The following is a 14,636-nucleotide window of genomic DNA, read 5'->3' as shown; positions in this document are numbered from 1 at the left end:
GAAGCATCTCGCGTGCTGACGTTGCAATAGTAATCAACCTCAGCACGCGAGATGCTTCGGCAAGCTCAGCATGACGGTCCCAATAACTACTTGAGTTAGAATACCTGTCTTTACCTATTCCCAATCCCTCCACTCTCGCTGATTTTGGCGGGCGCAACTTGCTTGTTTGTGCTTACAGTAGAAAACCTCACCAAATCATACACCAGCGGCGGCCGGACCCTAACGGTGCTCGAATCCGTCAGCTTTGCGTTGCAGGCCCAGGACACGTTTGCCATTGTGGGGCCGTCGGGCAGCGGCAAAACAACCCTGCTCGGCTTGTGCGCCGGCCTCGACCGGGCCAGTTCGGGCAGCGTCGCGCTGAACGGCATCGTGCTCGACAACCTGAATGAAGACCAGCGGGCGGCCGTCCGCAACGAGCACGTCGGCTTTATCTTCCAGAACTTCCAGCTGCTGCCCACCCTCACGGCCCTCGAAAACGTGCTGGTACCGCTGGAACTGCGGGGCGTGCGCAACGGCACCCGCACCGCCGAGGAGCTACTGGAACGGGTGGGCCTGGCGGGGCGCGGCCACCACTACCCCACCCAACTATCGGGCGGCGAGCAGCAGCGCGTATCGTTGGCCCGCGCCTTTGTTAATCGGCCCAAGATTTTGTTTGCCGACGAGCCCACCGGCAACCTCGACGCCGACACCAGCGCCCGGGTGGTGGAACTGCTGTTTGAGCTGAACCGCGAGGCCGGCACCACGCTGGTCCTCGTCACCCACGACCTAGAGCTGGCGGCCCGCACCCAGCGTATTGTCCGCATCAAAGGCGGCCACATGCTGTCGGATACGCGTACTGCGGCTTCCGTTTCTACCCCGGCTGCCTTATGAGCAAGGTTCCACTTCCTGCCACTCGGCCGGCGCTGAGCTGGCTGTGGCGCATGGCCTGGCGCGACAGTCGCCGGAGCCGGTCGCGCTTGCTGCTGTTCGTGTCGGCCATTGTGCTGGGTATTGCCGCGCTGGTGGGCATCCGGGGCTTTGGCGACAACCTGGCCCGCAGCATCGACGAGCAGGCCCGCGAGCTGGTCGGCGCCGATTTGGTGCTTTCCGGCAGCGCCCCCTTCGATTCCACGCTGGCCCCCACGTTGCGCCAGCTCGGCCGCAGCCGCAGCGACGAGGTGGCGTTTGCTTCGCTGGTGCAGTTCCCAAAAGGGCAAGGTGTGCGGTTGGCCCAGATAAAAGCCCTGAACGGCAACTTCCCGTATTACGGCGAGTGGCTGACCGAGCCCGCTGCCGCCGTAACCGATTTCCGCCGGGCCATGACCTCGCGGGAACAAGTGGCCCTGGTGGATGACGCGCTGCTGGTGCAGTTTGCGGCCCGCCCCGGCGACTCTATTCGGGTGGGCCGGCTCACGTTCCGCATTGCCGGGCGGGTGCGCAAAACGCCGGGGCAGTCGGGCTTTAGTGCCGCCGTGGCGCCCACGGTGTTCATTCCGAGTGAATTCTTGCCCGAAACCGGCCTGCTGCAGCGCGGCAGCCGGGTGCAGTACCGCACCTACTACCAGTTTGCGCCCGGCACCGATGTGGACGCCGTGGTGAAGCGTCTGGAAACGCGCCTGGATAAGGTGAACATCAACTCCGACACCGTGGCCGAGCGCAAGCGCCAGACCGGCCGCTCCTTCACCGACCTCACCCGCTTTCTGAACCTGGTAGCGTTTGTGGCGCTGCTGCTGGGCTGCGTGGGCGTGGCCAGCGCCGTGAGCTTGTACGTGCGCGAAAAAGTGGCCTCGGTGGCTGTATTGCGCTGTTTGGGGGCCAGCGGCAGCCAGGCCATGCTCATTTATCTGGTGCAGATTGCCGCTATGGGCTTGGTGGGTGCTACCATCGGGGCGGCGTTGGGCACGGCCGTGCAGCTGCTGCTGCCGCGGCTGTTTGCGGGGTTTCTGCCGGTTACGGTAACCGTGGCGGTTTCGTGGTCGGCGGTGGCGCAGGGGTTGCTTACGGGTGTGCTGGTATCGGTGCTGTTTGCGCTGCTGCCGCTACTGAGTATTCGGCGGGTGTCGCCGCTGCGCACGTTGCGGGTGGCCTACGAGGAAGACACCGCCCGCCCCGACCCGTTGCGGGTGGTGGTGTACGGGCTGATTGTGGTTTTTATTACGGGCTTCGCCTACCTGCAAACCCGCGAGTGGAAGCAGGCCCTGGGCTTTGCCGGTGGCCTGTTGGTGACGTTTTTCGTGCTGGCGGGGCTGGGCCAGAGCTTGCGCCTGCTGGTGCGGCGCTTCTACCCCACTTCCTGGAGCTACGTGTGGCGGCAGGGCCTGGCCAACCTCTACCGGCCCAATAACCAGACGCTGCTGCTTACCGTGTCCATCGGGCTGGGCGTGTTTCTGATGGCTACGCTCTCGTTGCTGCAAGGCCTGCTGCTGAGCCGGGTGCAGATTTCGGCCAGCGACGGACAGCCCAACCTGGTATTGTTTGATATTCAGCCCACCCAGCAAGCGGGCGTTACGCAGCTGCTTACCAGCCGGAAGCTGCCCGTGTTACAGCAGGTACCCGTCGTGACCATGCGGCTGGCGGCCATCAACGGCCAGCGCACCGCCGACCTGAAAAAAGACTCCACCAACGGCCGTTCCAAAGGCTCCCTCACCCGCGAGTACCGCGTCACGTACCGCAACCAGCTCATCAGCTCGGAAACCTTGGCCGAGGGCCGCGCCCCCTATCTGCCCGCCGATGGCACGCCCCGGATTTCGGTGGATTCCGACTTCCTACGCCGCCTCAACGTCCGGCTCGGCGACACGCTCACCTTCAACGTGCAGGGCGCCCCGCTGGCCACCATCATCGGGGGCACCCGCACCGTGGACTGGACCCGGGTGCAAACCAACTTTCAGATTGTGTTCCCGGCCGGGGTGCTGGAGCCGGCCCCGCAGTTTCTGGTGCTGATGACGCGCGTGCCCAACAACACCGTGCTCGGAGCCGTGCAGCGCGACCTGGTGCAGAACTTCCCCAACGTGTCGGCCATCGACCTGGGGCTGGTGCTGCAAACCCTGGACGATATTCTCAGCAAAATCTCGTTCGTCATCCGGTTCATGGCGTTTTTCAGCATTGCCACGGGCCTGGTAGTGGTGGTTAGCTCGGTGATTGTGAGCCGCTACCAGCGGGTGCAGGAAAGCGTACTGTTGCGCACCCTCGGCGCCAGCCGCCACCAGATTCTGCGCATCACGCTGGTGGAATACGCCCTGCTGGGGTTGCTGGCGGCCGTGGCCGGCTTGGTGCTGGCCGTGGGTGCCGCCTGGGCGCTGGCCTATTTCCTGTTCGAAGTGCCGTTCCTGCCGGCCATCGGTCCGCTGCTCGTGCTGGCCGCCGTTACCACCACCCTCACCGCACTCATCGGCCTCTTCAACAGCCGCGACGTACTCACCCGCCCCCCGCTGGAAGTACTCCGCGGAGAAGCATGAGGTCAATTAAGAATTAAAAGTTAAAAATTGGCCGTTCAACGACTTCCTTGTGAATCGTTGAACGGCCAATTTTTAACTTTTAATTCTTAATTTTTAATTGAATCACTCCTACCAAATCTGGTGGACTTGGGGCTTGATTTTCCGGTCGTAGATGGCTTGCACTTGCTGTAGTTGCTCGGGGGTGAGGGCGGGCAGGTCGGCGGCGTGGAGGTTGGAGGCAAGCTGCTCGGGCCGGGAGGCGCCGGGAATCACGCAGCTTACTTCGTTGAATAGCAGCACCCAGCGCAAGGCCACGGGCGCCAGGTTAGGCTGGTCGGGGAAGAGCTGCTTGATTTCTTCCACGGCTTCCAGGCCGGTGTTGTAGTCCACGCCCGAGAAGGTTTCACCCTTGTCGAAAGCCTCGCCCTGGCGGTTGAAGTTGCGGTGGTCGTCGGGCGCGAAGCTGGTGTCGGCGGTGAACTTGCCGGTGAGCAGGCCGCTGGCCAGCGGCACCCGCACAATCAGGCCCACGTCGCGGCGCTGGGCTTCCTTGAACAGCAGCTCAGCGGGCCGCTGCCGGAACATATTGAAGATGAGCTGAATGGTAGTAACGTTGGGATACTCCAGGGCTTTGAGGCCTTCTTCCACCTTCTCCACGCTCACGCCCAGGTGCTGGATTTTACCTTCGGCCTTCAGCTGGTCGAACACCTCGAAAATCTCGGGACGGTAATACACTTCGGTGGGTGGGCAGTGCAGCTGCACCAAATCCAGCGTTTCCAGCTGCATGTTGCGCAGGCTCTCTTCCACGAAGCCCCGCATGGCGGCGGGGGTGTACGCCTCGCTGGTGTGGGGCTGGAGCTGGCGGCCGCACTTGGTAGCCACGTAAATCTGCTCGGAGCGGCTGCGCACCAGCCGGCCCACGGCCTTTTCGCTTTCACCGTCGCCGTACACGTCGGCCGTATCAATGAAGTTGATGCCGCCATCCACGGCGGCGTTCAGGATGGTGTCGGCGTTGGCGTGGCTGAATGGCTCGCCCCATTTGCCACCCACTTGCCAAGTGCCCAGGCTGATTTCAGAAACCGAGAAGCCGGTTTTACCAAGTTTGCGATACTGCATGCGGAGTTGTTGGTTGTGGGTTGTTAGTTGCTGGTCTTATACGGCATAGTTAACCAACAACTCACAACCTGCCACTAATACCTCCTTAAATGGCCCAAGAAATCAAACCCTGGACGACGCTTCACTCTGAATTGGTAGTTGACCACCGCTGGTACCAGCTCCGCCGCGACCATGTGCAACTCCCTACCGGCCAGCAGCTCGACGACTACTTTGTGAGCGTACGAGCCAATGTGGCGCTGGTATTTGCCCTCACCGACGACCAGCACGTGCTATTCGTGCGGCAATACAAGCACGGCATCGGCGAAATCCTGACTGAGCTGCCCGGCGGCGTAGTAGATGCCGGCGAAACCTCCCCGCTGGCCGCGGCCAGGCGGGAACTGCTGGAGGAAACCGGCTACGCTTCCGACGACCTCGAGCAGCTGGCCGAAGTCAGCGACAACCCCACCAAAGACACCAACCGCATCTACTTCTTTCTGGCCCGCAACGCCCGCCGCGTAGCCGCCCAGCACCTCGACGAAACCGAGAACATCGAAGTTCTGAAAGTGCCGCTGGCCGACATTGAACGCATGATTCTCAGCGGCCAGATCAAAGTGGCCGGCTCCATTGCGCTGGGGCTGCTGGCGCTGCGGAAGCTGGGGTTGTAAGAATTTCCCTCTGCCCCGCCGTTCACGCAACAGCCCGGCCCCCACAGGAGCGGGGCCGGGCTGTTGCTGGTTGTACTATTATAGCTGCAAGGATTTTAGGCTTTTACATCGTAGCGGTCCAGCATCATCACCTTGTCCCAGGCCTTCACGAAGGCTTTCACAAAGCGCTTGTGCCCGTCGCTGCCGGCGTATACTTCCGCCACGGCGCGCAGGTGGCTGTTGGAGCCGAATACGAGGTCGGCGCGGGTGGCCGTAAAGCGGGTTTCGCCGGTCTTGCGGTCATTGAGCGTGAGGGTCAGGCCCTGGGCGTCGGCTTTCTTCCACTCCAGGTCCGTGCTGGTCAGCACCGTGAAGAAATCGTTGGTCAGCACGCCCTCCCGGTCGGTGAAAACGCCGTGCTTGGAGCCGTCGTGGTTGGCATTCATGGCCCGCAGGCCGCCTACCAGCGCCGTCCACTCGGGAGCGGTGAGCGAGAGCAGGTGCGCCTTATCCAGGAACATCTCCTCCGGAGCCACGCCCTGCGCCATTTCATTGAAGCCTGCGTCGAGGTAGTTGCGGAACCCGTCGGCCACGGGCTTCAGCCAGGTAAACATCTCAATGTCGGTGAGTTCCTGCGTCGTGTCGCGGCGGCCCGGCGTGAACGGTACTTCGGTGGGCGTGCCGGCGTCGGCAGCGGCTTTTTCGAGCGCGGCACAACCGCCCAGCACAATCAGGTCGGCGAGCGACACTTGCTTGCCGCCCGCGGCCTGGCCGTTGAATTTCTCCTGTACTGTACGTAGCGCCTCAATTACGGGCACCGTCCGGCGGTTCACCGCCCAGTCCTTCTGCGGCGCCAGCGCCAGCCGGCCCCCGTTGGCGCCGCCGCGCTTGTCGCTGTGGCGGTGCGTCACGGCCGCCGAAAAGGCGGTGAAGACCAGGTCGGAGGGCGAGATACCCAGCCCCATAATCTGCTGCTTCAGCGCCGCTACATCGGCCGCATCGATGATGGCGTAGTCGGCTACTGGGATGGGGTCCTGCCAGAGCAGGTCGTCTTCATTGCGTTTTTCGGGGCCGAGGTAACGCTCGCGCGGGCCCATGTCGCGGTGAGTCAGCTTGTACCACGCCTTGGAAAAGGCCTGAGTAAACGCGTCGAAATCGTTGAGAAACTTCTCGCACACCTTCCGGTACTCGGGGTCGAGCTTCAGGGCAATGTCGGTCGTCATCATCATCAGCGCGTTCATCTGGCCGGGAATGTGCGCGTCGGGCGTTTTGGGCGCGTTTTCATCCACGGGCGTCCATTGCAGCGCGCCGGCCGGGCTCTTGGTTTGCTTCCATTCGAACTTGAACAGGTTGGTCAGGTAGTCGTTGTCCCACTGCGTGGGGTTCGGCGTCCAGCTGCCCTCAATGCCGTTGGTCATCGTGTTTTCGGCGTTGCCCGAGCCCTTGGGGTTGTGCCAGCCCAGGCCCATAAGCTCCATCGGCGCAATTTCGGGCGGCATGCCGATTTCGGTAGCTGGCACCATGCCGTGGCTTTTGCCGAAGGCGTGGCCGCCGGCAATCAGGGCCACGGTTTCCTCGTCGTTCATGGCCATACGCGTGAACGTGGTCCGAATGTCGCGCGCCGAGCCCAGCGGGTCGCCGTTGGCGTAAGGGCCTTCGGGGTTCACGTAAATCAGGGCCTGGTGCGAGGCGGCCAGCGGGTTTTCCAGGTCGTAGTCGGCGTCGCCGTTCTGGCCGCGCCAGCGCTTGTCGCGGTTCACCATCTTATCGGGCGCTTCGGCTTTCGAGAGGTCATGCACCACTTCGGGGCCCCAATAAGTGGCATTATCAGCCTCCCAGGCATCCTGGCGGCCGCCGGCAAAGCCGTAAGTCGGGAAACCCATGATTTCCAGCGCGCAGTTGCCGGTCAGCACAATCAGGTCGGCCCACGAGAGGGCACTGCCGTACTTCTGCTTAATGGGCCACAGCAGGCGGCGCGACTTGTCCACGTTCCCGTTGTCCCACCAGCTTTCAATGGGGGCGAAGCGCTGCATGGCCTCGCCCGCGCCGCCGCGCCCATCGGCAATACGGTAAGTGCCGGCCGAGTGCCAGGCCATGCGAATCATCTGCGGGCCGTAGTTGCCGTAGTCTGAGGGCCACCACTCCACCGACGAAGTCAGGAAGCCTTTGATTTCCTGCTTCAGCGCCTCCAAATCAATGGTATTGAAGGCCTCGGCGTAGTTGAAATCCTCGCCCAGCGGGTTGGCCTGCGGGCCGTTCTGGTGCAGCAGCTCCACTTTCAGCCGGTTGGGGTACCAGTCGGAGAGGGCGGGCGGCGTGCTCTCCACCCCACCGATACGGTCGCCGCCGAAGGGGCATTTACCCGGCATTTCAAAGGTCTTGGTGTTGGTCTTGTCGTGGCTGATGTTCAGCATAAAGGCTTTGGTAAAGGTGAGGAGCAGCTTTCAGACTAAGCAGGGCGTGCCTGATGCTAACGGGAAATTTGATTGGGTAACAAGTGGTTAACAAGGGACGCCACTCAAAGTTAAGCTGGACGCTAACAAAGTACCCGTTGTGCATGGCCCGAGCTTACGCAACGCGCCTACCAACCAAATTGCTTCCACGAAAAATGCCGCATATACACGTGAAGCTGAGCGCTTTTACGGCAACGGTGGCAGGCCCGCCCGTCGAACAAGCAGCCTCTTACTACCCGACACTAATCTAGTATAACCCGCTGACAAACAAAGGCGAACAACAAGTAGCACCACCCACCACATCTATATGTGATTGACAACGCCTCTCGAATAATAGAACTTGCCTATGTTTTAATGGCTGTCCGTTGAACGCCGCTTATCCAGTAACGCGCTTATCCTGCTCGGGTACTACGCCCGGCCGCCGCCTCTACCACCTCGCCGGTTTCCGGCCACCACACCTACTTCCCTTCCTGTCAGCCAGTTGCCCGCCGGGCGTGGCGTTGCTTAGCGCGCTTGTTTGGCGGGCCCGGCCCGTGGCTTGCCCTTTCCGCAGCCTTCCCTTCAGAAGTTCAGTTCCCTTCCAACCTTACTACCATAATACGCATGAAAACAACCCGAGTAAACGCCAAAAAAGCCGGTACCACCACCGGAAAAGCCCCGGTCGGTACCGAGCAGGTCGAGCATTCCACGCGCATGCCGCAGGACGGCCCGCCCGTATTCCCGCAGCTGCCCGACCCGATAACGGTGCTGCCTAAGCTGCCTGAGGAACTGCTGCGCCTGCCCATCGAGCGGCAGCTGGAGCTGGAAAAGCTGTTTCCGCTGAAGTTCTACAGCCTCGATGCGGGCTGCTACCTGGTGCGGTTCAACCCTACCGGCCTCAACTACCACTACGACGGCACCATTCGGGTGCAGCGCCAAGGCAACAACACCATTGCCAGCGGCGACTTATACCAGCACAATCCTATTCAGATCTGGCCGCTGCCAACCATTCCGGTTATTAAAGGCGGCATCCTGGTCCCGCAGAATGATGCGGGCATTTTCCTCGGCGAACCGAACCCAGCCAACGGCATCCCGGTTTTTGCCCGCTCGCGCTACCGCTATTACCTGCGCATCACCCAGATTCTGGAGTCCATCAGCCTGTCGAACACCTTCACGCTGGGCTTTGAAATGTGGAAATTCAACGGCGTGAGCGCCTCGCCCATGTGGACCAAGGAAGCCACCGGCCCCTATCAGGCCCAAATGACGTTTGGCACGGCCCCGGCCGGCTACCCCGCGGGGGCCGACTACCTCACCGGCCCGGTGCGCAACGCTGCTAACGTAGTAGTGGGCAATATTACGATGGGGCGCGTGTCCAGCTACCTGCGCAAAGCCACCGTGGAAATCGACCGGGTAGCCAACTCGGAAGCACCCCTCGACAGCGGCGCCGGCCACACCTGGCAGTCGATTTTCGACCAGGTGAAATGGCAGCTCAACGTGGTGAGCAGCAACGCCGACGTGGCCGAGCCCAGCGGCAACTCGTGGAGCGACGGCGAGATGCACGCCGCCATGCTGGCCCGCCGCGACTCGGCCAACCTTGATACCGAGTGGCGCTACCACGTGCTGGCCGTTAAGCGCATTGACTCAACCGAACGGGGTATTATGTACGACAACGGCGGCACCGATTCCAATAACGTACCGCGCGAAGGCATCGGCATTTCCACGCACTGGATGATTCCGAATACCGCCACCTGGGGCAAGGTGAAAGGGCAGCGGTTTGGAGCGGCCAAAGCGCCATACTTCCGCACGGCGCTGCACGAAATCGGGCATGCCATGGGCCTTTACCACAACACCGTGGACATGGGCATTATGAACACCACCGACGTCATTTCGGCCAATGCCGTGCTGCCCGTGCAGTTCCCCGACAACATCAAGTGGGCCCACGCCGCCGACGACCAGAAACGGCTCATGCACATGCCCGATGTGTTTGTGCGGCCCGGTGGCGTGTCGTTCGGCACCTCCTATTCCACCCACCCGCTCAGCCCCGACGACGCGCACGAGGAAGCCGTGGGCCTGGAGCTGCACGTTATGCCGGTGCAGGAAGTGCTGCCGATTGGCGCGCCCGTGCGGCTGGAAATCAGCCTGGCCAACACCGCCCCCTATTCGCTGCCCGCGCCCGAAAGCCTGAACATGAAGTACGGCTGCGTGAGCGGCCGGGTCATCGACCCCTCGGGCACGGTGCGCACATTCAAAACCATGCTGCTGTGCGTAGATGAGGTGCAGCTGCGCTATCTGGAGCCCGGCGAGCAGCTCACCGACTCGCTGACGCTGCTGCGCGGGGCCGAGGGCGCCTTGTTCCCCAGCGCCGGCAGCTACACCGTGGAGGTGGAAGTGAGCTGGGATATGAACGGCGGGCATGTGGGCGTCAGCGGCCAGGCCCACCTGTTCGTGACGACGGCCCAAACCAAATCCCACGCCCGGGCCGCGCTACAAGTGCTATCGACGCCGGATACGCTGCTGAGCTTGGTGCTGACCGGGGACCACCTGCTGGAAGGCAACGCCGCCATTCAGGCCGCCCTCGACGACAAGGTGCTGCGCCCGCACTACGCCTACCTGGAAGTGAAGCGGCTGGCCCAGCCTTTTCAGGACCGCAAAGCCAATCTGGATGCCGCGGCCGACCTGCTGGATGCCGAAACGGTGATGAGCGCTGGCGAAATCCGCAAGTGCACCAAGCTTGTGAAGCAGGCCGACGCCGGCAATGGCAATGGCAATGGCGACGCCAGCCACGACAGCGACGCGAAAAACCGGATAGCCGGGGTGCTACGGGCGAAAACCGAAGCCCACGCCGACACCGATTCGATGACGGCCACGCTGGTTGCCCTCTCGTAGGCTGGTCGCGTGAACCCGCGCTACCGTAGCCGAATCACTGCATTGCAACTGGTCATAGCGCTCTGCCTGCTGGGTGGAGGGCTATGGCCAAGTTGCGTATTGTCCCCCGTCCATCCTTCCACAATCTCCCCTATGAACCTGATTGGCAACTGGCAGAAAACCACCGACTCGGAGTGCGGCAAGAAATACCCCGCCGCCATCCAATTTAAAGCCAACGGGCTGTACGAGGCCCAAGGCGACCCGAAAGCGGCCGTGCACCCTACCTGGGACGTGGGCACCTTCAAGCTCAAGCACGATACTGTAAGCCTGTCCACGTCCAACGACGCGGTTATCGACTACCAAGCCTCGGAGGAGGCCGGCACCCTCACCTTCCGCGACCCGGAAGGCTGCACCGTGGCCTATCGGCGGCTCTAGCACGGTGAAATGGTGAGGTGGTGAAATGGTGAGTTTGACGTGCTGGCGGCGCCAATAGCGCAATCTGTGCAGACTCACGCCGCTGAAACATCAAACTCACCATCTCACTATTTCACCATCTCACCATCTCACCTCATGGCAACCAACTTTCATCTGGCCCCGCCGCCCAAAACGGTGGACGGGCTGCTGGCTGTGCCCATCGACATCCAGACCCTGACCGGCACGCTGCTTTTTGATGGTAGCACGTCTTCGGGCAGCGCCGACGCTACCATTACCTTCCTGACGGGGGCGCAAAGTGGCTGCCCCATCTTCGATTTGCGCCAGACCATTACGGCGGCCTGGCTGGATGGCGCCGCTATTCCGGTAGCCAGCTTGGCCCATCATGATTTTGGCGGCGGTCCGCAGGCGCAACTGCGGGTGGTGAACACCGTGCTGCCGGCCAATACCACGCATACGCTGCGCGTCACCTACTCCCTGGGGTTGCCGCAGGCCTCCACGGCCGGCAGCTACCCGCCCCAGCTAACCTGGGCGGCGGGCCCCCGGCTGACGTTCAGTTTCGGCTTCACCGACCTGGGCGCCGGCCGGTATCTGGAGGCCTGGCTGCCGGCCAACCTGATTTACGACCAGTTTGCGTGCACCCTCACGGTGCGGGTGCTGAATACGGGCGTCGCGCATTCCATCATCACCAACGGCAACACCAGCGTGCTGGGCAGCAACCACTGGCAGGTTGCGTTTCCGGCGCGGTTCACGGCGTTGTCGCATTTGCTGGAAGTGCGGGCCACGAATACGGTAGCCACGCAGTCGGCGAGTGTGGTGCTGCCGGTGAGTGGTACTACCGTGGCGCTGGAGGCCTGGAAGCTGCAAACTGGCTCGGCCGACTTCCCGGCGCAGCTCAACCTGCTGAAAACCTACCTGGCGGCCAACGAAACCAACGTGGGGCCCTACCTCCACGGCAACCGGTTTGTGGCGTTCTTCCACGTGGGCGGCATGGAATACGACGGCGGTACCACCACCGGCACCGGGGCTTTGAGCCACGAGGTGTTTCATAGCTGGTGGGCGCGGGGCGTGAAACCGGCCAGCCAGCCCGACGCCTGGTGGGACGAGGCCTGGACCACTTATTTCAACGACAACGGCGGCACCCAGTCCGTACCCTTCGATTTCACCAAGCCGCCCATCGAGCTACGCTCCTCGAACCCCTACGCCCGCATTACGGCCGGCAATGCCTACGGCGACGGCAACAAGTTTTGGCAGGGCGTGTCGGCGCTGCTGGGCAATGCAGCGCTACGCGGCTACATGAAGGATTTCTACCAGTTGCGCCAAGGCCAGTTGGTGCGCACCACCGATTTGGAGGAGTATCTGCTGTGCCGCTCAGGCAACGCGCGGCTGGTCGATGCCTTCCACCGGTTCGTGTATGGCTTCCCCGACCCCACCGCCGTGCCCGACCTGTGGCTGAAAGACGACGCGCTGGATACGGCGGGCCACAACGACTGGAACGGCCGCTTCTGGGACTCGCCCGACCTGTGGGTGCGCAACCAGGACGACGGCGGCACCACCCACCAGGCCCCGGAATATGGGCAGGACAACTGGTTTTACGCCCGCGTCCGGAACCGGGGCAGCGTCACGGCCCGGCATTTTGTGGTGAGCTTTCAGGTGAAGCAGTTTGCCGGCACCCAGTTCACCTACCCCGCCGACTTTCTGCCCTGTGTGGCCGCCGCCAGCGGCTTCGAGCTGGCGCCGGGCAGTAGTATCATTGTGAAGGCCCGCTGGCCGCGCCACCTCGTGCCCACCGCCGGTACGCACGCCTGCCTCACGGCCGCCGTACTTTGCCGCGGCGACCAGCCGGGCAGCGGCAAGCACGTGTGGCAGCACAACAACCTGGCTCAGAAAAACCTGACCGTAGTGGACCTCAAGTTGAACGGCTTTCTGGTGTTGCCCTTCGTGGCGGCCAATTTTATAACGCAACAGCTGCAACTACGCGAATTCAACCTGGAAGTGTTCCGGCCGGCTACGCTGCCCGACCTCCGGGTGAGCTTACTACACGAGCAGCCCCATCTATTTAAAGGCTTCGAGCGGCTGCAGCCGTTCCTACTGCCGGGCCGCCTCACCGATGCTGCCGCCAGCGCCCACCTGGACTGCGGCGGCCACGCGCCCCTTTCCCCGCAGCAGCACCGCATGCTCACCGACGAGCACCTGCTGGCCACGGCCCCCAGCCTCACCGACCAAACCCAGGAACTACTGTTCAAAGCCGGCGGGCAAGCCAGTATGCGCTTTGCGCTGGCAGGCGGCAACCAGTTGCTTACCCAGCTCCGCATCGAGTTGCCGCCCACGGCCCGCGTGGGCCAGCAACTGCGGCTTGATGTGGTGCAGCGCGACACGAAAACGCAGCAGATAACCGGCGGCATTGCCGTGCTTGTGCGCGTGGTGCCGTAGCCGGTCGTTTTTGATTCGGTGGCTTATTGCTCGTCGAGGTTGGCGCGTAGCACCACAATGGGCTGCTCGCGGTACTGGGTGCGGGCCCACTCCTGGTACCCGAATTTGCGGGCTACCCGCAGGGAAGCCTCGTTGTCGGGGTCGATGATACAGGCCGTTTGCCGCTGCTGAAAATGCGCCCGGCCCCAGGTTAGGGCCGCTTTGATAGCCTCGGTGGCGTAGCCCAGCCCGTGTACCCGCGGGGTAAGCACCCACCCGATTTCCGGGAAGCCTTTAATGGACGGCTCCAGGGCGCGGTTGTAATCAGAGAAGCCCACGCAGCCGATGAAGCGGCCGGTGCTTTTCTCTTCCACGGCCCAAAATCCGTAGCCCATCATCAGCCAATGCCCTTGCTGGGCCAGCATCTTCCGCCACACATCTTCCTCCGACAGCGGCTTGCCTCCCAGGAACTGGTAGAAACCCGGCTCATTCCACATGGCCGTGTATTCCTCCAGGTCGGTTAGCTGATGGCCCCGCAGCACAAGGCGGGCAGTTTCCAGCACGGGTATAACCTGAGACAAAGCTGGTGCGGATACGAGTGGCGAAGTAGGCATGATGGCAAGATAAGAAAAGCCGGGAGCGACATTGCGCCCCCGGCTTTTCTTTCGAGTTGTCAATTTGTGTCTAGCAGGCCTGCTTTTATTTAAAACAGAAACCCGACCTGCAAATCCGAGCCGGCTGTGACGTGTACCTCGCGGCCGCCCTGGCCGGGTCGTTGTGGGTCGAACTGCACCTCGTCTCGGCGGGTGAAATCCAGCCCGGTGCTGCCGCTCAGCAGCCAGCGGCCCTTACGAAGTTGGTAACCGATGCGGGTAGATAAGGGCACGTGCACTTGAATATCACTCACGTAGTTGGAGTAGCTGGTTCTCGGTTGTTGAAACTCTTCGAATACCAGTTGCAAGCCAGCTCCCACAAACAGCCCCGCCGCCGGGCGCCGGGCCGGCCACAGAAAATAGCGGACTTGAGATGTTAGCAGCAAGCTGTTGTAGCGGTGCTGGCCGACCTCCTCATACGACACCCTTCCTGTAACCGGGTCGAAGACTTCAGTGTAAACCGGATAGCTACGGTGGACGCCCCCGATGCCCGCCCGTACGCTCACCCGCGGACTCAGCCACCATTCGTAGTTAAGGCTGGCATAATGGCTACCGCCACCGTATTCGGCGCTGTGGACGCCCACGTACGCCGCGTGGCGGAATTGTGGGCGAGCAATGGTATCGGGTGGGGCGGCCAGAGCGGCGCTGGCGCTCATGGCAAGTAGGGAAGCAAGCACAGTACGTTTAATT

At 62.4% G+C, this 14,636-nt stretch carries 10 protein-coding genes; 6 read left to right on the top strand and 4 right to left on the bottom strand.

What is annotated here, in order from left to right; translation table 11 throughout:
- Nucleotides 1-162: 162 nt before the first annotated feature.
- Both J0X19_RS11260 and J0X19_RS11255 read left to right on the top strand, forming a co-directional pair.
- Nucleotides 163-870, top strand: a complete 708-nt coding sequence (locus J0X19_RS11260) for an ABC transporter ATP-binding protein (protein WP_206984632.1) — start codon at nt 163-165, stop codon at nt 868-870.
- Complete coding sequence (locus J0X19_RS11255; RefSeq protein WP_242582466.1) at nt 867-3,434, top strand: ABC transporter permease; 2,568 nt, start codon at nt 867-869, stop codon at nt 3,432-3,434. Before J0X19_RS11260 ends, J0X19_RS11255 begins: the two co-directional genes overlap by 4 nt.
- A 108-nt stretch (nt 3,435-3,542) precedes the next feature.
- Here J0X19_RS11255 and J0X19_RS11250 read toward each other — a convergent pair whose 3' ends face one another.
- Complete coding sequence (locus J0X19_RS11250; protein ID WP_206984459.1) at nt 3,543-4,529, bottom strand: aldo/keto reductase; 987 nt, start codon at nt 4,527-4,529, stop codon at nt 3,543-3,545.
- Nucleotides 4,530-4,618: 89 nt separating this feature from the next.
- Between J0X19_RS11250 and J0X19_RS11245 the strand changes: the two genes are divergently transcribed.
- Complete coding sequence (locus J0X19_RS11245; protein ID WP_206984458.1) at nt 4,619-5,173, top strand: NUDIX hydrolase; 555 nt, start codon at nt 4,619-4,621, stop codon at nt 5,171-5,173.
- Between the two features lie 95 nt (nt 5,174-5,268).
- On the opposite strand, the gene katG is transcribed toward J0X19_RS11245, so the two are convergent.
- Nucleotides 5,269-7,566 (bottom strand): catalase/peroxidase HPI, encoded by a 2,298-nt coding sequence (gene katG / locus J0X19_RS11240; protein WP_206984457.1) that lies wholly within the window; start codon nt 7,564-7,566, stop codon nt 5,269-5,271.
- Between the two features lie 642 nt (nt 7,567-8,208).
- Between katG and J0X19_RS11235 the strand changes: the two genes are divergently transcribed.
- The 3 genes from J0X19_RS11235 (at nt 8,209) to J0X19_RS11225 (ending at nt 13,314) form a co-directional block, all read left to right on the top strand.
- Entirely contained in the window at nt 8,209-10,470 is a 2,262-nt protein-coding gene (locus tag J0X19_RS11235; RefSeq protein ID WP_206984456.1) for a zinc metalloprotease, read from the top strand.
- A gap of 132 nt (nt 10,471-10,602) precedes the next feature.
- A complete protein-coding gene (locus J0X19_RS11230; RefSeq protein WP_206984455.1) occupies nt 10,603-10,884 on the top strand; it encodes a hypothetical protein in 282 nt (93 codons plus the stop codon).
- A gap of 135 nt (nt 10,885-11,019) precedes the next feature.
- Nucleotides 11,020-13,314: a gluzincin family metallopeptidase gene (locus J0X19_RS11225; protein ID WP_206984454.1), complete on the top strand. Its 2,295-nt coding sequence runs from the start codon at nt 11,020-11,022 to the stop codon at nt 13,312-13,314.
- 23 nt (nt 13,315-13,337) lie between these two features.
- Here the strand turns inward: J0X19_RS11225 and J0X19_RS11220 are convergent, their stop codons facing one another.
- Both J0X19_RS11220 and J0X19_RS11215 read right to left on the bottom strand, forming a co-directional pair.
- Nucleotides 13,338-13,874 (bottom strand): GNAT family N-acetyltransferase, encoded by a 537-nt coding sequence (locus J0X19_RS11220; RefSeq protein ID WP_242582463.1) that lies wholly within the window; start codon nt 13,872-13,874, stop codon nt 13,338-13,340.
- Nucleotides 13,875-13,996: 122 nt separating this feature from the next.
- Nucleotides 13,997-14,623: a hypothetical protein gene (locus tag J0X19_RS11215; protein WP_206984452.1), complete on the bottom strand. Its 627-nt coding sequence runs from the start codon at nt 14,621-14,623 to the stop codon at nt 13,997-13,999.
- Nucleotides 14,624-14,636: the final 13 nt, after the last annotated feature.

Source organism: Hymenobacter telluris (assembly GCF_017313265.1).
Classification (GTDB): Bacteria; Bacteroidota; Bacteroidia; order Cytophagales; family Hymenobacteraceae; genus Hymenobacter; species Hymenobacter telluris.
Note: the sequence above shows the minus strand (reverse complement) of the source record. Positions and strands in the feature narration are given on the sequence as shown.

Excerpts from the sequence above, each read along its gene's own strand:
- J0X19_RS11255 (WP_242582466.1), top strand. The coding sequence starts at position 867 with ATGAGCAAGGTTCCACTTCCTGCCACTCGGCCGGCGCTGAGCTGGCTG.
- J0X19_RS11250 (WP_206984459.1), bottom strand. The coding sequence starts at position 4,529 with ATGCAGTATCGCAAACTTGGTAAAACCGGCTTCTCGGTTTCTGAAATC.
- J0X19_RS11245 (WP_206984458.1), top strand. The coding sequence starts at position 4,619 with ATGGCCCAAGAAATCAAACCCTGGACGACGCTTCACTCTGAATTGGTA.
- katG (WP_206984457.1), bottom strand. The coding sequence starts at position 7,566 with ATGCTGAACATCAGCCACGACAAGACCAACACCAAGACCTTTGAAATG.
- J0X19_RS11235 (WP_206984456.1), top strand. The coding sequence starts at position 8,209 with ATGAAAACAACCCGAGTAAACGCCAAAAAAGCCGGTACCACCACCGGA.
- J0X19_RS11230 (WP_206984455.1), top strand. The coding sequence starts at position 10,603 with ATGAACCTGATTGGCAACTGGCAGAAAACCACCGACTCGGAGTGCGGC.
- J0X19_RS11225 (WP_206984454.1), top strand. The coding sequence starts at position 11,020 with ATGGCAACCAACTTTCATCTGGCCCCGCCGCCCAAAACGGTGGACGGG.